16 protein-coding genes, 2 tRNA genes and 2 pseudogenes are annotated in these 18622 nt (G+C 41.1%); 7 read left to right on the top strand and 13 right to left on the bottom strand.

Annotated elements, in window-relative coordinates:
- Nucleotides 1-111 precede the first annotated feature (111 nt).
- The 3 genes and pseudogenes from MORIYA_RS07870 to yegD form a co-directional block, all read left to right on the top strand.
- Nucleotides 112-279, top strand: a pseudogene (locus MORIYA_RS07870) (formate--tetrahydrofolate ligase); the annotation flags it as partial.
- A gap of 38 nt (nucleotides 280-317) precedes the next feature.
- A pseudogene (locus tag MORIYA_RS07875) lies at nucleotides 318-566 on the top strand (formate--tetrahydrofolate ligase); the annotation flags it as partial.
- A gap of 92 nt (nucleotides 567-658) precedes the next feature.
- Nucleotides 659-2011 carry a molecular chaperone gene (yegD, locus tag MORIYA_RS07880; RefSeq protein ID WP_112714163.1) on the top strand — a complete coding sequence of 451 codons (1353 nt, stop codon included), beginning with the start codon at nucleotides 659-661 and terminating at the stop codon, nucleotides 2009-2011.
- 136 nt (nucleotides 2012-2147) lie between these two features.
- Here yegD and MORIYA_RS07885 read toward each other — a convergent pair whose 3' ends face one another.
- Together MORIYA_RS07885 and MORIYA_RS07890 are read right to left on the bottom strand one after the other, a co-directional pair.
- Nucleotides 2148-3278: a conjugal transfer protein TraF gene (locus MORIYA_RS07885; RefSeq protein ID WP_112714165.1), complete on the bottom strand. Its 1131-nt coding sequence runs from the start codon at nucleotides 3276-3278 to the stop codon at nucleotides 2148-2150.
- A gap of 135 nt (nucleotides 3279-3413) precedes the next feature.
- Entirely contained in the window at nucleotides 3414-4568 is a 1155-nt protein-coding gene (locus MORIYA_RS07890; protein ID WP_112714167.1) for an aminotransferase-like domain-containing protein, read from the bottom strand.
- A gap of 120 nt (nucleotides 4569-4688) precedes the next feature.
- On the opposite strand from MORIYA_RS07890, the gene MORIYA_RS07895 reads away from it, so the two are divergent.
- Complete coding sequence (locus MORIYA_RS07895) at nucleotides 4689-5588, top strand: AraC family transcriptional regulator (RefSeq protein ID WP_174216909.1); 900 nt, start codon at nucleotides 4689-4691, stop codon at nucleotides 5586-5588.
- A 91-nt stretch (nucleotides 5589-5679) separates the two neighbouring features.
- On the opposite strand, the gene MORIYA_RS07900 is transcribed toward MORIYA_RS07895, so the two are convergent.
- The 11 genes from MORIYA_RS07900 to MORIYA_RS07950 form a co-directional block, all read right to left on the bottom strand.
- A tRNA-Ser gene (locus MORIYA_RS07900) sits at nucleotides 5680-5770 on the bottom strand.
- 287 nt (nucleotides 5771-6057) lie between these two features.
- Nucleotides 6058-6148: transfer RNA gene (locus MORIYA_RS07905), tRNA-Ser, on the bottom strand.
- 185 nt (nucleotides 6149-6333) lie between these two features.
- Complete coding sequence (locus tag MORIYA_RS07910; RefSeq protein ID WP_112714169.1) at nucleotides 6334-7071, bottom strand: fumarate reductase iron-sulfur subunit; 738 nt, start codon at nucleotides 7069-7071, stop codon at nucleotides 6334-6336.
- Nucleotides 7068-9131, bottom strand: coding sequence for a fumarate reductase flavoprotein subunit (locus MORIYA_RS07915; RefSeq protein ID WP_112714171.1), 2064 nt, complete (start codon nucleotides 9129-9131; stop codon nucleotides 7068-7070). Before MORIYA_RS07915 ends, MORIYA_RS07910 begins: the two co-directional genes overlap by 4 nt.
- A gap of 10 nt (nucleotides 9132-9141) precedes the next feature.
- Nucleotides 9142-9825 (bottom strand): fumarate reductase cytochrome b subunit, encoded by a 684-nt coding sequence (locus MORIYA_RS07920; RefSeq protein ID WP_269461256.1) that lies wholly within the window; start codon nucleotides 9823-9825, stop codon nucleotides 9142-9144.
- Nucleotides 9826-10045: 220 nt separating this feature from the next.
- A complete protein-coding gene (locus MORIYA_RS07925) occupies nucleotides 10046-10453 on the bottom strand; it encodes a DoxX family protein (RefSeq protein ID WP_112714175.1) in 408 nt (135 codons plus the stop codon).
- A 1-nt stretch (nucleotide 10454) separates the two neighbouring features.
- Nucleotides 10455-10874 carry an organic hydroperoxide resistance protein gene (locus tag MORIYA_RS07930; protein WP_112714177.1) on the bottom strand — a complete coding sequence of 140 codons (420 nt, stop codon included), beginning with the start codon at nucleotides 10872-10874 and terminating at the stop codon, nucleotides 10455-10457.
- A 206-nt stretch (nucleotides 10875-11080) separates the two neighbouring features.
- Nucleotides 11081-11917: a YbaY family lipoprotein gene (locus MORIYA_RS07935; protein WP_112714179.1), complete on the bottom strand. Its 837-nt coding sequence runs from the start codon at nucleotides 11915-11917 to the stop codon at nucleotides 11081-11083.
- A gap of 115 nt (nucleotides 11918-12032) precedes the next feature.
- Complete coding sequence (locus tag MORIYA_RS07940) at nucleotides 12033-14276, bottom strand: amidohydrolase family protein (protein ID WP_112714181.1); 2244 nt, start codon at nucleotides 14274-14276, stop codon at nucleotides 12033-12035.
- 90 nt (nucleotides 14277-14366) lie between these two features.
- Nucleotides 14367-15449 carry an alpha/beta hydrolase gene (locus MORIYA_RS07945; RefSeq protein ID WP_112714183.1) on the bottom strand — a complete coding sequence of 361 codons (1083 nt, stop codon included), beginning with the start codon at nucleotides 15447-15449 and terminating at the stop codon, nucleotides 14367-14369.
- Between the two features lie 233 nt (nucleotides 15450-15682).
- The gene (locus MORIYA_RS07950) at nucleotides 15683-16846 is read right to left on the bottom strand and encodes a flagella assembly protein FlgT (RefSeq protein ID WP_112714185.1); all 1164 of its coding nucleotides are present in this window, start codon (nucleotides 16844-16846) and stop codon (nucleotides 15683-15685) included.
- Nucleotides 16847-17080: 234 nt separating this feature from the next.
- Between MORIYA_RS07950 and MORIYA_RS07955 the strand changes: the two genes are divergently transcribed.
- Genes MORIYA_RS07955 through MORIYA_RS07965 form a run of 3 tightly spaced genes read left to right on the top strand, consistent with a single transcriptional unit; the run spans nucleotide 17081 to nucleotide 18544 of the window.
- A complete protein-coding gene (locus MORIYA_RS07955; protein WP_112714187.1) occupies nucleotides 17081-17350 on the top strand; it encodes a hypothetical protein in 270 nt (89 codons plus the stop codon).
- 39 nt (nucleotides 17351-17389) lie between these two features.
- Entirely contained in the window at nucleotides 17390-18076 is a 687-nt protein-coding gene (locus MORIYA_RS07960; RefSeq protein WP_112714189.1) for a FlgO family outer membrane protein, read from the top strand.
- A gap of 9 nt (nucleotides 18077-18085) precedes the next feature.
- A complete protein-coding gene (locus MORIYA_RS07965) occupies nucleotides 18086-18544 on the top strand; it encodes an LPP20 family lipoprotein (protein WP_112714191.1) in 459 nt (152 codons plus the stop codon).
- Nucleotides 18545-18622 lie beyond the last annotated feature (78 nt).

The raw sequence follows: 18622 nt of genomic DNA on the forward strand, positions 1-18622 counted from the left end.
GCGTTAGCAACGAGTTAAAATCATGACTCTGTTGTAACGCTAAATACTTGAATGCGCAATCTAGGTTTTGTTTACGTTCGCTTGTCGTTGTAATAACAAGGCTGTTATGCTCAAGTCATCCCAATGCAAGAGATGAACTTACACTTAACAGGTGATATGCATGCTGTTAGCAGTGCACATCACCTCGCTGCAGCTGCTTTAGATGCACGTCTATATCATGAAATTCGATTAGGTGAAGCAGAGTTTACTCGTCAATCAGAGCAAATAGTATCAAGCTAACAACACTAGCAACTGAGCAGATGCATAAATTCGACACGCTGGGTTTCTCTCATTTACCACTGTGTATTGCTAAAACCCCCATGTCTATTAGTCATGATCCAAGCATTAAAGGTGTACCAACTAACTTTGAACTGCCAATTGCCGAGTTAAGATTAAATGCGGGCGCCAGTTTTATTACCGCGCTTGTGGGTAAAGTAATGACCATGCCGGGACTTAACATTAAGCCTAATTATCGTAATATTGATATCGATATTGACGAGGCAGGTCATATTATTGGATTAGATTAATGTAAAGCATAAATCGGTCGTAATTTCAATCTGGTTTCGCTTATCACGGCAGTGTACAATGCCCGGCTTGTGCGATTTTATTGGAATAAATTATGTTTGTCGGTTTTGACTACGGTACTTCTAACTGTGCCGTTGGGTATGTTAACAATGCTAACCCGGAACTTGTTTCTCTTGGCCAGAACAGTTCTTACCTCGCATCAACATTATATGCTTCGCACCGTAATATGATCCCTCACTGGGTCGCGCGTCACTTACCTGATTCAGTAGCAAAACCCAATTATCTGCAATTACGCCGTGGTCCAATTCAAGCTGGCCGTAACTTAATTAATGATGGTTATGAAGACCAATTATTCTTTGGCCAAGAAGCCCTTGATACGTATCTAGAAGATCCCAAAGAAGGTTACTACATCAAGTCACCAAAATCATTCTTAGGGGCCACCAGCTTAAGCCCAATGCAACTAGCGCTGATGGAAGATGTAGTGACGGCAATGATCTGCAATATCAAACATAAAGCAGAAGCACAATTAGATAAACAAATAACCCAAGTTGTGATGGGTAAACCGGTGAACTTCCAAGGCCTGAAAGGCGAAGAAAGTAACCAACAAGCGTTATCACTATTAACCACCGCAGCACAACGTGCTGGCTTTAAAGATATTGAATTTCTGTATGAACCACTGGCGGCCGGTTTTGAATATGAACAAAGCCTCACCACAGAGAAAACCGTGCTTGTGGTCGATATCGGTGGTGGTACAACAGATTGTTCATTACTCAAGATGGGACCTGAAAATTACGGTCTGAGTGATCGCTTCCAACATGTGTTAGGTTACTCAGGTGAACGTATTGGCGGTAATGATTTTGATATTCATTTTGCACAAAAATCATTAATGCCGCTCTTCGGCCTAGGCTCAAATTTAACCAGTGGCCTGCCTATGCCAGTAAAGCCATTCTGGGATGCGGTCGCGATTAATGACATCGGTTGTCAGACTGATTTTTATAGCCAGCGCAGTCTTATTGGTTTAAAAGATTTATATCAAAACGCGGAACAAAAACAGTTAATTTCTAGATTACTCAATATGCAGCAACAAAAGCAAACTTATCAGGTGGTCAACCTTGCAGAGCAGATGAAAAAGCAATTGTCACAAGATACTAGCACCATCGCAGATTTAAGTTTTGTCGAAAATGGCTTAACCTTGCCGTTATCCCGTCAAGCACTGGAAACAGCCACGGCGCCACAACTAACCAAAATAAAAGCATTAATGGATGAAGCGATCACACAAGCTCAAACAACGCCAGATGTTATCTTTGTGACTGGTGGTACGGCGAAGTCGCCAATTATCTTCCAATATATTCAACAACACTATCCTCACTGTGAAATCATTATTGGTGATCACTTTGGTAGTGTCACTAAAGGTTTAACCCGTTGGGCAGAGAAGCTTTTTTCTTAATCAATGGTGCTTAATAAAGACTTAATAGCGACATGAAACCAAATGTTAGATAAGTTTTCGATAGACAATAAAAAAGGGCTGTGTGATACAGTCCTTTTTTTATGCGCATTAAACGAAACTGGTTTATAAACCTAGCTTAGAAAGTGAAGCTTAAGCTCGCTGATGCGCCAACTTGATTATCACTACCGTAAGAACCCGCAACATCCAGGTTTAACGTGCCGAATGGGCTAATACCAATACCGGCAGTTAACGAGTCTTCCATCGTATCTTGCATATCATGCTCAAAGCCTGCGCGTAATTGCGCCCAGTGCCATGCATTAACTTCCACACCCACACGTGCGAACTGGGTATTATCGTCTACATCCACATAACGAGTTTGCTCAGTTAAATCCACGTCAACACCAAAAGTGAAATATTCTGCAGCATACGCTAAACCTAACGTCGCTTGTGGGGTCATTTCATAAGTTTTATTCGTTGTTGACTGTATTTCTTGGGCTAATACATCTTTTATCGCTAACGCAACACGGTAATTGTTTTTCATCCACACCGCACCTAAATCGAAGTTGAATGCTGTCACTTCTGCATCTGATTCATCTAACTCAACGTCAAAGTCGCTAACAGTTGTAATATCTGAATAGGTTTGTAATATTTGATATTTAGGTGTGACACCGAATGAAAATGACTCCCCGTAGATGGTATATTTTTTTGCTAAAGCAACACCCAATTCAGAATAACCAAAACCAGTTACCTCTACGGTTGAAGCTTCATAACGCCCTTGTGCAGTACCCGAAGCGTTATCTACATGAATTCTAGAAATGACCTCAACATAACCACGACCATATATACTAACTGAAACATTATTACTTGGAATAGCAATTGCGAACGCAACACCCGCGGTTATATTTACAGGGGCATTACCATCAAGTTCATTGAGGTAATTATTGATATCAGCTTCAAAGCCTGGATTGTTATAGCCTGAATTCTCAAACTCTTCGATTGTATCTTGTAAATCAGTGATGGTTTCTAACGAGCTATCCGCGTCTTTTGCATTAACCCCGATGGCTGGCAATAAAATACCGATATCATCCGACTTATGAAATACGGCAAGTAATGCCGGATTATAAAGAGGCGCGACTAGATAATCTGCGGTTGCAACACCGATATTACCCATTGCATTTGAGCGACCATCGGGTGCATAACTTGCGGCTGTTGAAGCTAAAGAGGTGAATGCCAGTGCGAGGCCAAGTGAAATTCCATTTTTTGACATAGTATCAACCGTAGTCCTTATAATTTTAAGTAACTCGATTGTAGTCTGATAATGAATGCTGTGACACCAGCATTAATGCTTTAGTTCAAATTATGATGAAAAGATCATAAAATAATTAATACTATAGTACTAGGATCACCCTTTAATACTTTTTAGTACTTGTGCTAATCGATTAACTGCCAACAATAGATCTGCATGACAGGCATTGGTAAAATTCAACCTAAATGCAGCACCCTTCCCGACTTCTGATTGATAGAATACCGAGCTAGGGACGACAGCAACACCCACTGCAAGCATGTCTTTAGCAAGATTGTCTACATTACATTCCGGCAGACGTAGCCAAATAAACATACCGCCTTCTACTGGTTCAAACTGACAATTGTCTGGCAATTTCGCGGTTAATAAATCCGCTAGATATTGATAACGTTGACGATATAACTGTCGAAGTCCATCTAAATGTTTTGGAAAGTCTTCATGTTGTAATAGATCCAGCAGCACAGCTTGCATTGGTTGACTTGAATGTAAATCAGCACCTTGTTTTACACGTTCGAGTGCAGAGATCCAATTCTTAGGACCGCTCACTAAACCTAAACGGATCCCTGGCGTAGCTATCTTAGAATATGAACGCAGTACAATCGCCTGTTCTGGGCAGAAGCTAGATACCAAAGGTAGCTCAGTACCCGCAAAACGTAATTCACGGTAAGGGGCATCTTCAATCAGTGCCACGTTATATTGCTGACACAATAGCGCGACTTTTTTACGTACTTCAAGCGACCAACATACCCCGGTTGGATTATGGAAATCAGGTACTGCATAAAACATTTTGATCGTATTATTGGCGAAGCATTGCTCTAATTCTTGTAAATCAGGGCCGTCTTCGCGCTGCTGAATACTTTCAATGCTAGCTTGTGCTAATCCAAATACCTGTAAAGCGCCTAAGTAGCTAGGTGCTTCCATCACCACTTTGTCACCCGCGTCTAAAAATGCACGGGCAATCAAATCTAAACCTTGTTGCGAACCAGTACATACCAACGCATCTTGCTGGTCAGATAATTGGTAACATTCACGGAAATAAGCTAATAAAGGTCCATATCCTGCGGTACTACCGTATTGGAACAGTTCTGAACGCGTAGTCAATTGTTGAATACTCTGTTCCATAAGCGCTAATGGGAAATGCTCACCATCAGGTAACCCCCCCGCTAATGAGATGACATCTGCTGAGTTAGCGACACTCAAAATTTCTCGAATGTAAGACGGTTTAATGGCTTGTAATGATTTCGCTAACTGCATAGTGTATCTCTCTGATGATAAATAACGACGTAATTCACATTCATACTACGGAGATAAATTTGACATGGCATGTCCATTTATGCGCTTATAGATGTCCATTTATGCTTTTATAAGATCACTATGCCTATAACACCGCTTTTGAGCCCGTCTTCAAATCAGCAGACATCACGCATCAACGATGTACTCAATTTTATTCATCGTGATATCAGTGCTGAATTACCTGCGCGACAACTAGCAAAAGTAGCAGCTTATTCTGAACAACACTTTCACCGTGTGTTCAAAAGTGTTGTCGGCGAATCCGTCCATCAATACATTCGCCGTAGCCGTTTGGAGTTTGCTGCTAACCAGTTAATGTTTGATACCCGCAGTTCGGTGGTCACGGTTGCGACTAAATCAGGCTTTGCTTCGGTATCTTCTTTTAGCCGTGCATTTAAAGCCACCTTTGCCATGTCACCAGGTGAATGGCGCCGTAAAGACTTAGCCACCAGCACGCCACCCTATTTACGCGATCCAGAAATTGCGGCAGCTTATTCACGCATTCAAAATCATATATTACCTCGTGTACAGCTTATTCAATTACCAGAAAGGCATGTGGCTTATGTTCGCCATCAAGGTTATGGACGTTCAATTCGCCTTGCTTGGCAAACTCTGCTGGCGTGGGCAAACGTGGAAGGTCGAAGTTATCAGCAACAATTTGGCTTACATCACTCTAACCCGGCATTCGTCGCTTTAGAGCAGTGCCGTTATGTCGCTTGTTTAGCCATAGATAAACCATTATTACGCCGCGGCACAGTAAACAGCATGGTGATCCCTGGCGGTTTACACGCTGTGTTTAAGCTAACCGGGAAATATGGAGAGTTACTGCCGTATTTAAGTAAGATCATTGAGCAATGGTTGCCGTCATCAGGTTTTAAAATGCAGTCAACGCCAGCCTATGTGCATTACCAGAAGAATCATTTTTTAGACGAGGATGAGCAGTTCGAATTACAATTCTGCCTACCTGTATCAACCTTCTTCTAGTGCAGTTACTTTCAAGACAGGAACAGGAATAGAACGCTAGATAGCAAAAAGCCGGAACTTAAATGAATAAGTTCCGGCTTCTCTAATTAGATGGCGGAGGAGGAGAGATTTGAACTCTCGAGGAGCTATTAACCCCTGCTGGTTTTCAAGACCAGTGCATTCGGCCACTCTGCCACCCCTCCGCAGCAGGTTTGAATAATAGGTCAAACTCAGTTGTTTGTAAACACACGTCACAGAATAAATTATAATTTCATTTCAGTCAGTTAAATAACCAACCAATTGTATAAAAACACAACACAGCATTGAATTTCACGGACTGCATATGAACTAAATAGTGCAATCATCATGATCAAATACTAGGCGTTGATTATTTTTATGAAATTAAAATTAGAAAAGAATAAAAGAATAAAAGTCGTAAAAAGCAAAAAGCCGGAACTTAAATGAATAAGTTCCGGCTTTTCTAAATAGATGGCGGAGGAGGAGAGATTTGAACTCTCGAGGAGCTATTAACCCCTGCTGGTTTTCAAGACCAGTGCATTCGGCCACTCTGCCACCCCTCCGCAGCAAGATGTGCATAATAGAGTAAGCATCCGTATTTGTAAATAAAATATAGCCAAATAAAGCAGAACTGAAAAACAACGGGTTAAAATACAGCCCAACTGGTTAATATAGAAACTAACAGTGTAATTTAAACACCGAGCACTCCGTTAATGCCCGATATCAAAGTAACTAAAATAAGCGAAATTTAGCTAACATCTGTCACTAACGCCATCTTACGACGTAAATATGCGATCTGTTGCATATGAGGTAGATTTTTCGGACAATTGTCCTCACAACCCAATAACGTCATACAACCAAAGACCCCGTCCTGACTGCCAATAACGTGATAGAAATCAATATCTTGACGATCATCGCGCGGATCTAATTCAAAACGCGCTAACTTCATTAATCCCACTGCGCCCACAAAAGTATCGCGCATCTGTTTGGTCGCACAAGCAGATACACAAACACCACATTCCACACAACGGTCTAACTCGTACAATTTAGCCGCTTGTTCTGGCTCCATTGGTGCTTCGATATGATGCATGTCTTTATCTGTTGGTAACGGATGTAACCAGAGTTTTAAACGCTCGGCCAATTCACGCATAAATTTACCGGTATCAACCGACAAATCGCCGATCAATTTAAAACCCGGTAACGGCATTAAAGTGATCTCACCTTTCGGATAAGTACTCGTTAAAGTACGGCAGGCTAAAGTGGGCAATCCATTCACTACCATTGCACAACTACCACAGATCCCGGCACGGCAGACAAAGTCAAACTGCAACGAGCTATCTTGCTGCTCTCTGATCATATTTAACGCAATAAAAACCGTCATACCTGGCGCTTCTTGTAACTGATAACGCTCCATTTTCGGTTTGTCTCCAGGTACTTGTGGATCATGACGAAAAATATTAAAAGTAAGGTTACGTCCTAGGCTCATAGCTGTTTTTCTCCAACCAGATTAGTCGATTTCTTTAATGAATGAATGGTATCATCGGTCGTATTTCCACGTTTAGACGTCGGCACAAAAGTTTCATTTAGACGTTCATTCCTTGGCATTAACGCTTCCGGTAAAGTAAATGGCATTAACGCCTCTTGCCTGCTAAAACGATCGGCATCATCGTCTAAGTCAGCTAGAATACTGGCGATCTGTTGCTCACGTTTTTCAGTATCAGGATGAGAAATCGCATTATCATTACCATAACCTCGATAACCCGGTGGAAGTTCCATCGTCATCACATCTAAATCTTCATAATGCAATTCAGGCTCTAATGAATCGGCATCAGGCCAAGTGGCTAAGGTTCTGTTTAGCCAATCTTTATCATTACGTTGCGGGAAATCTTCACGGGCATGGGCTCCTCGGCTTTCGGTACGGGCAGCAGCACCACACGCCACCGTCAAGGCAACTCTTAGCATACGGGTTACTCTTAATGCTGCCACTAATTCAGGGTTAGAATGACGTTTTTTACATTTAACCACAATATTTTTACTACGTACTAACAAAGCCTTCAGTTCATTTACCGCTTTATCAAGTTCCTTTCCATTACGGAAGATACCCACATAGCTCATCATGATCCGCTGCATTTCACTAGTGAGTTTGAAAACATTTTCTGCATTTTCTTTTTCACCATATAACAAACCATCAATTTCAGTTTGCAATGCGTTCACGCTTTTCTCGATCAATGCCGTATCCAGATACAAGCTATTTTGATGGCAGAAATCGGCAACGTATTTACCGACTATCATGCCGGCAACAACAGTTTCTGCGATGGAATTACCGCCTAATCGGTTAAAACCATGCATATCCCAGCAAGCTGCTTCACCAACACTAAATAAGCCTTTTAATTGCGGACTTTCGCCTCGTTCATTCGTACGGATCCCGCCCATAGAATAGTGCTGGGTCGGCCGTACCGGGATCCAATCTGTTACCGGATCAATCCCCAGGAAGTTTTCACAGATCTCTTTGACTTCCCGTAAGTTAGTTTCAATATGTTTACGACCGAGTAAGGTAATATCTAACCACAGATGCGGGCCATACTGACTGTCAACGCCTTTGCCTTTGCGCATATGCTCGGTCATCCGACGAGATACTACATCCCGGGAAGCAAGTTCTTTTTTCTCCGGCTCATAATCCGGCATAAAACGATGACCGTCTTTATCCCGTAATAATCCACCGTCACCGCGGCAACCTTCCGTGGTCAGAATACCAACCGGCACAATAGCAGTGGGATGGAACTGCACCGCTTCCATATTACCTAAGGTGGCCACACCGGTATCGAGTGCTAATGCCTGACCGATACCTTCACAAATAATAGCATTAGTCGAAACCGCATATATGCGCCCGTAACCACCGGTTGCTACTGTTGTCGCTTTCCCGATATAAGCGCGCAATTCACCCGTCACTAAACAACGAGCCACTACACCATGACAACGCTTGCCATCATGGATCAAGGCCAGTGCTTCAATACGTTCATGCACCGGAATATTCATTTCGATGGCTTTGTTGTCCATCGCATACAATAATGAATGACCAGTACCGTCCGCGGTATAACAGGTACGCCATTTTTTAGTACCACCAAAGTCACGGGCGTTGATCAAACCATGGGCTTCTTCCGCTTCTTCAATCGTTACTTTTTCCGCATTCATGATCACCTGTCTGGGACCTTTAGTAATTCGACTCCAAGGTACTCCCCAGTTATTCATCTCACGCACTGCTTTCGGTGCACAATGGGTAAACATCCTTGCGACTACTTGATCACAACCCCAGTCAGAGCCTTTTACGGTATCTGAAAAATGAATGTCTTCATCATCGCCCAAACCCTTTACGGTATTAGCCAAACTCGCCTGCATGCCGCCCTGCGCCGCAGCTGAATGCGAACGTTTGGCCGGAATAAGGGATAATACGACGGTATCTAAGCCCTGCTCCTTTGCAGCAATCGCTACGCGCAAACCAGCTAATCCAGCACCTACTACTAAACAATCTGTATAAATTATTTTCACATTGACCCCTTTATGCGCTGACGTGCGGTAAGAAAGCTAAAATTGAAGCTGTGCCGATAGCCACAAACACCACACTGATGATATTTTTAATTTTTTTAATACGAACACGAGTATTTAAATCACGCACTGCACCCCATTTAAGAGCCACTCGATAAATACCGATCGCAGCGTGCATTTCAGCAGCAAACAAGAGAGGGAAATATAATAACCAAGCATGGTCCCGCCAGATCCGTATTGCCGAACCAACCGGTCCTATCGTTTCTGGCGCTGAGCCGATTAGCCATAAATGTACTGGTAAAGCGACCATAATAATCACCCCAGTAATAGCTTGCCATACCCATAACCGCGTATCAGCATGATTGATAACATTAAGCTGATTGCGCAGAGCTAATTGTTGTTTTAAATTCAGCGGCATCTTATGCATAACAGCCAGCATATGCATTAGAGCCAAGACCCCAATGACAATAGCAATTAACGTTACGACCCAGGGGTAACCATGACCGTCATCGGTCATAAATTTTAATTCCATCACCCCAGCAACCCAACTCATGGCTTTACCGCCGAGTAAAATAGAGGATACTAAGATCACGTGTGTCCATAGAAACAGAGTAAGTAAAACGCCTGTCCCACTTTGCATTACATCCAGTCTACCACTCCAATTTATATTCTTAAATTTCATATCTCCGCCCTTAATTACCTCGATATAGGTATTGTCGTTCGAGTAAGGAGTACAAACAGTGAGGTCGATCAATTGTTGATAATATATTAATTTTTAATTGAAAATAACGCGATACAATATGGATAATGAGACTTAATACGGAGTAACGTGGCTTCGCATGATAACAATTGAGGGGGAAAGGGCAATTATAAAAAGAACCAAAATTGAGATTTTAGTTCTTTAAATACATTAAATATTATTTATTATTTATTATGCTATTTTGTCCCCAATTAAGCGACGACCAATGGTGTCCAGATAAAACTAACAGGCCAGCAAAAATACCTAGATTTTTGATAAAGTTTTGCATTTCATGCCCACCTTCTATACCCGTTAAATTCCAGAAGTCATGTAGATTAATATTAATAACAATAACGAGCCCAGCTAACAACAATGCGACAATGGCAGTATAACGATTGGCAATAAGCAAGATAGCTGCAACAATCTGGAATACACCTGCCGCCGCGAGCAGCACAGGTACAAACGGCATGTTATGCTTTTCCATTAAACCGATATGCATGTCCCAAGATACAAACTTCATAATGCCTGGAATTAAGAAGTACAACGCCAACATGATGCGGCCAACGGTTAATAACACCTTATTCATCTTATGCTTGACCCTTTACACTAAGTTGCACATCAATATTACCGCGAACTGCGTTTGAATAAGGGCAAACCTGATGTGCTGTTGCCACTAATTTTTCAGCATCTGCTTGGGGTAATGCTAACTCAATAGCAAGGCTGACTGTTAACGCAAAACCACCTGTCGCATTAGGACCAATACCCACTTCTGCAGATACCGGCGCAGCAGTAATTTTAATTTTCATTTCACCTGCTACATGCAGGATAGCATTCGAAAAACAAGCTGCGTAACCCGCAGCGAATAACTGTTCTGGATTTGTCGCTGTGCCCGTGCCACCCATTTCTTTTGGATAGCTAAGTGCTAACGATAACATACCGTCATCTGTTGCGACTTGACCGTTACGACCCGCAGATGCGGTTGCAGTTGTTGTATAAAGTGTTGTCATCATAAATTCCTATAAAATAAGCTTGAGTTAGATTGTGCACAATTCAATGGCGTTCACTATAGTCCTGATGAAACACAATTACAACTACATTGCGCGCAACTTATATTTATAATTGAAACTCTAGCTAGTAAAAAGCCCCATCATGAGAACCATGACGGGGCTTATATAATCAAAATAAAAACGTAGTTGATAAATTAGGTTATCGGTTATTTATTTGCCTGTGCCGTAAATTTCCCTAAAGCAATACCGACATTACTGTATAAAGTTAATGTATTATCAATCACTTTATAATGATCAGTTGCTGATAATGCGGTTAAGAATTGGGTTTCCAAGTTCATTTGTTGAAAACACAGTTTCTTTGTTGCTAACAATTGTGTCAGATTTACGTTACTCGCGAGTACATCATAACGGCCGCTAAAACGATTGCAGCCAGCAAAACCAACAACCTTATTATCATCTTGGGTAAACGTAAGGTAAGGCTGCTGCTGAGTCACTTCTGCAGTGATCGCTTGCGACCCTAACATCGACAGCTGCCACTGCGTATCAACCAAACTCGCTTGCCCGTCATTTTGAACTTCAGCGCGAACTTGTGACACTAAAATTTCACTTGGTTTTAGCCCTTGATTAGCAAATGCATCTATCTGCTGTGTATTGGTAAATAATAACTGGCCATCAAGGGTGATCTGCGCGCGCAAAGCATAACGATGCTGCGGCTTAATTTGTGCCTTGTTATAACTTAAATTCACTTGATATGGTGGCGCCCCGACAGCTGTAAAGGTTTGCTCGGCAATCACTTCTGCTGGCATATCCATTATTGAAACATCTTCTAATATCAAACTCACTTCCGCACCCGGTGGCAGGGCAATGCGCTGTAAATAGAACACATTCGCAGTGATAGTCTGTTGTTGGATAGTAGCCGCTTGCTCGACCTTAGTAGCTTGTTGGTCTGTGCTTGCACAGCCACCTAAACTGATTAATAACCCAGTAATAATTGCAGCAGATAATGCCATTTTACGATTTAGTAGACGTCTATTTTTTTGCATGTAAATAACTACCTTTAAAGAATATTTTGCACTTATTGCTTAAATCCAGCATCACAGTCTCGAGACTAGAGCTAACCGCATTAATTAGCAAATGATAAAACACTTAGAGAGGGGTTTACTGTGGCTGAGATAACTCCAGTTCGGGGACTTGTCCTGGACTATTCTCGACTGTTGTAGGCGGCTGTGGGATAGCCTTAACAATTAACTCAAATAACTGCCCTGACAGCTTATTCAATTCGGGTAAATTTAACGTCGCTGAGTATAACGGTTTACCATTATTTTCGATTCTAGCCCGCACAACATACTCACCATTGTTATCGAACAATGCCGGATCGTACTGTAACGAAATATTATAAGGTGGTGGTGTGGTAGCCGCGACTGTTATCTGTCCCAACATTGAACTGCTAATATCGGTTTTAGAAATATCTTCAAGGGTCACGGTGATCGTAGACGATGCGGGTAAAGCCGTGCGTTCTAAATAAATAACCCGAACTTCTAAATGTTGTTTTTTAGGCGCAACGGCAACCGTATTCACCTGATCTTCAAACACCACGCCCCATACCGGTATATCTTTAATCTGCATCGGCGTGACTTTTAATGGATTTTGTTCAAGTAAGGTAAAATTAGCTGTTTTACCTACAACAATAGAGCCAATTTTATCTTCCAGCCTTAACGTATGCGCCGCGTTAATGGTAATTGCTTGCATCGCTTGATACGCAGTAATACGCTCTTGCTGTGAAACCTTATTGAGACCCGATGTGACACGGTTAACCGCCGTCCACGCTAACGTTAACGGCTCCATTGGAGCCATTGAAAAATCGGAATGAAATGAAACCGGCACATTGCTCTGCATTAAACTATTAACCCGCACTAAATTTTCGGCACGCTCGCGGCCTAATCCAACCTCCGAATATTTATCCGCTAATGCCCATAAATAATACGGGTTAACCGATGCTTCGATGTCTAATGTTACCAACTGAGTCACTTGCTCTTTAGTAAAGTAGCCCATGTGATGTAAAGTAAATCGATGATCTTCACGCGCTAATTTAGCTTGATCCGCTTGGTTAAAATCCAGCACTTGTTGGATCCCTAAGTCACCATTAGCATGCACATGGATCTGATAGCCATTTTGCCAATAAAAACTGAGTTGCTGCTGGAATATATCCAACGGTGTCATCCACTCACCTTTATGACCATCAAGATAACCGTCTTGCATCTGCATTAACTGAGAATAGATCGCCCCATCAGAGAATAGCTTCACTTGCTTAGGTAAGAACTTGATGTTGTCGGTATTGTATTCAGCTTCTAGCGTTTCCATGAACGCTAATGCTTTCTGATTACTCTGGCCATTGGCATTATATAAATACGTACCATTCGGAATAAGAAAGACATCATAAGGTGGTTGTTGATCCATTTCTGATTTTAATAACTGGTATTCCAAATCAAAGTTAGTGCTAGGGAAACCCGGTTCCGCGATGGTGGTGATGCCATTTTTAAGCACTAATTTAGACATAATGTTTAACCCTAACTTATAACTTTCAGGGTTAATTAAATCGGATGCAATTTTAGGTAATAATGCTAGCCAACCACCTTCATAAAAGTGACCTTTTTCCCAATCAACTTGTGGGTTGTCAGCAAAATCGGCTTGCTTAATACCAAACTTGTTAATCGCGGCATCGTTCAAGAATATTTCATGGAAAGAACGATGGATGATCGCTACTGGTTTATCTGGCGCCAGTTCATTTAATATTTCACGGGTTAACTCACCATGCCAAAGTTGGTGATAACCCCAAACAAAAAATACCTTATCTTTGTCAGCATTAGCATCAATCGATTGCTTTAAACGTTCAAGATAAGCGAAATGACCAGAAACACCTTTTTTAACTTCATTAGGTAACACCCAATCATATGGTGCAATAATTTCATTTGGCAGCATAATAGCCGCAATAGAAGGATGTACATGCGGGTCGATAAAACCCGGTAACATAGTTTTACCACTGATATTAATGAGTTTAGTATGATCACCACTGAGCTTCATCGCATCTATTTTAGCGCCAATAAAGATGATTTTTTTATCTTTGGTCGCGACCGATTCAGTATAACTAGGCTCCACACCTGCCATTGTCAGAATATCACCGCCAAAATAAATAGTATCAGCAATAACGGGGAATACTTTGATCTCTGATACGGTAGCCTCATCTGAGACCGTATTCGAAGCAATGTGAGCGTCGATGTTAGCCATTTCGTTGGCATGGGTTTGTATACCAAGCAATAGACAGCACAAGAGTGTAATTTGCATAAGCCATGGCACAAAAACAGAAAACGATTGAATAGGGCTAACGAAGCCTTGAGTTGACATTACGCCACTCCCTTATAACTCAGTGAAAGTATGCATAAAATAACATACCAGTCGTTATAAAACCATAACATCACAGGCACAGATAGGCTGCTAACTAGCCACTTTTTCTCGTTCATATTCACATTGCGCTACAAACTTACCAATTTCAATGTATGCCTCATCAGCCTCTTCTAAATCAAATAAATGCCAAACATGCAACATGTTCGACCATATTTGCAAGCGTACATTAGAACCTTGCGAGCGAGCTTTATTGGTATAACGACGAGAATCATCAACCATCATTTCGGTATCACTGGCCTGGATCAAAATGGGAGGTAAACCAGATAAATTGGCGAAAATCGGTGATACTTGTGGGTCACGGGGATTCATACGGAAAAGTATAGCGATCCAAATAAGTATAACAAACTGAGGGAAATGGTGAAATTTACCCAGAAACGGATGCAACAAGAAATCAGTTTTAGCGTTATAACTCAAACTGCCATAACTAAAGGTACTATCAATACAAGGGCATATCGCAATTGCAGCGTCGACTTGACGAATATCTTGCAGCTTGAGCCAACCAATCAGCGCAAGGGTTAAGTTGCCACCAGCAGAATCACCGGCAACATAAATTCGATGACTTACTTGCTGGTTATATAGGTTATTAGCCAGTAACCATTGATACGCATAGCGGCAATCTTGAATGCCCTTCACTCGTTTACCATCTGGGATCATGTCATAACTCACCGCAAAGACAGCGACACCGAGTTCACGGGCCAGACGCTCTGTCACTACGCGGTGGCTCTTGGGACTGCCAACCGCAAAACCACCACCATGAATATAAAGTAAACGCTTATTTACATCACTATTTTTACTTATCACCCACTCGCCCATAATGCGATGATCCAAAAAGCTTGTTGCGACTGGGATGATCTCGCAATCTAATTCAACATCACCTAAACGATCAATATTTTTACGCAATGCATAGAGATACTTACTCGGTTTAATAAAACTAATTGGTTCCTTTATACTTTCAATAAGTTCCAGTGCTTGAGGGTATTTATACGAAGGGGTCGGACGGTAAAAGGTAGCACTTAAATCAGCACTATCATATTGGCGAAGATCTTCACCATATAGATTTCGTATCAACAACAAAATAACTAAAACGACAATAGCAGTAATCAACAGCCACATATTCACAACTCCCTGTGTTTAAACAACAACCTATACCAAGCAATTAACCGAATCTAAAACGATAATAGTATTATTCAAAAAAACAATCCAGTAGCGTCGAAAACATCCTGAAAACACTAGCTTGACCGCAAAACATTCATTTCAATATGAAGCTAGCTCACAACATCGACCATCAACCAAAACATCAACAATACGCAAGCTAGTTCAGGGAAACCACTGGATCGCGACATTTGTTAGTTTAAAATGACTAAATCATCTATTTGCACATTGGCCGTTGGTTGCCTATCCGTGGTCTTCAAACTCGCTTGCTGATCGTAAAGTTTCGTTACTTCAACTTCGCTACTACTATAAGTCTCTTTTTTACGGCTAATACCAAACTGATCAACATAACTGCCTGTATGCTTGATCATAAATTTATCACCTAGTTTTAGACCATTATTACGGCCTATATTAATGTCCACTTCATTACCATCCACAGCAATAACACGCGCTTCGACCAATTTACATTGCAAACTGGCATCTAAATCAAATAATACATCGTCAATAATTAACTGCAGAGATTGACCAAACTCAGAGCGCCAAAATTTTAACGTATCCGTATCCACAATGCGGTGCTTCGCAAATTCCCACTTACTGACTTTGCTGTAGTTACGATCAAATAATAACCCACCATTAAAACCATCAAAAACTTGTATATTCAAGCGGAAATTACGCTCAGGCAAATCATCCGAGAATATTTTCGCGACACCATGAATAACAGGTTTAAATGTCGATAAGTCTGTAATTGTGCCCAAAATAATATACTGACTATCTGCTGACTTGCTGATTTGCTTAACTTCTTGTCCAGTTAAACTGCCTCGCAGCGGCAAAGAACTGCCGCTAAAACCGATGTTTTGATTAATAAATTCACGAGCATCAAAAGTTTGACTATTTTTACGCAGACTTTGGTACAGCAAACGACTAAAAGATTCGTTAATATTGTAGATACCCCCATAACTGGCTTGTTCACGGTGCCTGATACCAAAACGTAATAACGACACTGATTTTTGATAACCCGCACTTAAGCATTTATTACGGTCTGCAACGATATCCGTTACAATTTGCACCCTGATTTTATCTAATTTAATCGATTCACTTTTTAATCGGATATCCCTCACCTCACCATCCATACGAATCTGAAAACTATCAGACAATATCCTACCGCCGTTAAAAGATTGTAAGCTAGAAACCGATGCGCCTGCATATAATAGTGCTTGTTTCAATGCATTGCGTACCGCTAACTCTCGAGCAATATCAACGTCACCGTCAATAATAATCGCCTCACCCTCAACCTCATACCATTCAGCATGTAGGGTGAACGAACAACAAATTAGCAATAGTAGTAGCAGATTTTTCATTTTTAATCGCATATGAATTTTGAATATGTCTATTTTAAAAGCAACATTTGTACCAGATCAAATTTTTATGAATATAAAACCGTATCTAGATTAATTTAATGTATAAAAGCGTTATCATCATAAAACTTATGCAACAATGATATTCTGGCAAGCAACTTGCTTATGTTTATCTATTAATCACGCATTTAATTATGTATCTCTATCATCACGCATAGCGCAAATTTAGGAACAAATATGAAGCGTTTTTTACTACCGTTATTAGCGGTTGTGTTGACTTCAGCCTGTACTGTGATTAAAGAGCCTAATCACGTTTTATTGACTGGTGCAAATACCACCGTGCAACCTATCGTTATTAAACAAATTATTGTTCAACCTATCTATCAGCCAAATGGCCGTAATACAGGTATGGCACAAAGTATGCTTACTAAAGAACAGTATAATAATATATTTAGAAGTCCTTACACCTACCCTTACCGCCGTGACATTTCAACCAACAGTAAATAACGGTTTAACGACAATAATTAAAGCACTCAAGGAAGTAATATGAAAAAGGCAGTCATAGCTATCAGCTTAATTACCTTACTCACAGGTTGCGCATTAAAGCAACCACCAAGCTCGACGAATGTGGAGAAGGAAACACCGCCTCATTCATCTTGGGATGGTAATTCTTATGAACCAAAATACCCTAGAAGTTTATTACCAAACCAACCGATAAACTATACTCAAGAATTAAGTTTTATCGTGCGTGGTTTAGCGGATCAACTGATCGTCAATGATTTGTCTATTATTCCTAATAATGAACCGATTGCCATCACGTCTTTCGTCAATCTTGACGATCTATCGACAACCAATTGGCTCGGTCAGACCTTATCTGAATCTTTTATTCACGAATTAACCATTCGTCGTATTCCGGTTATTGATTATAAAACCACAGGCACGATCAGTGTTACTGGCCAAGGGGACTTTGTATTCACCCGTGATTGGAAAAAATTACGCGGTCAATTACCGATATCACGTATCCTTACTGGCACCATGTCACGTAACAGTGAAGGCGTAATAGTAAATATACGGGTGATTAATATGGAATCAGGTTTTGTTGAGTCAACCGCGCAAGGCATTATTCCTAACCATCTCGTTATTGGTGGTGCAAATAGTATGGGGCCACTCGAAGGCCGTGGTCGTTATATCTACCGAACGGGTTCAGCACCTTCAGTTCGTATTACTAATTAAGGTTTATCAATGAAATATCTGCGTTTACTTATGCTTGCAACCTTGGTTAACTTAACGGGCTGTGAATTATTAGAAAAAAACACGGTTTATGATATTAAACAACCAAAAACATTCCCGGTACTTAAAGCGATTGGCTATGCGGCTTTAAGTTCTCAGCCAGGCAATAGTGACAGTGAACGTATGCTTAATGCCATGCGCGCATCTAAATTAGATGCTTATCGAGAATTAGCAGAGCAAGTAAGTGGCCAAAAAATTTACAGTGATACCAGTTACAGATCGCGAACACTGCAAGGCGAAACAATGGAGGCATCGGTATCCGGTACTATCCGTGGTGCACGTGTAGTACAAACCTACCCAGTTAATGACGATGTCTACGCAACTGAGTTAGAACTCGATTTTAAACGTGTTTTTGAGTTATATGAAAATACCTCAGCAATGCCGACTCGCGTACAAAAAACCCGTTATTAAGCACCATCAGATATACGATAAGTTGAAATGAAAACTACTCGGTATTTTTCACTAAATTCACGCTGCAGTGCAGTAATG

Source organism: Moritella yayanosii (assembly GCF_900465055.1).
Classification (GTDB): domain Bacteria; phylum Pseudomonadota; class Gammaproteobacteria; order Enterobacterales; family Moritellaceae; genus Moritella; species Moritella yayanosii.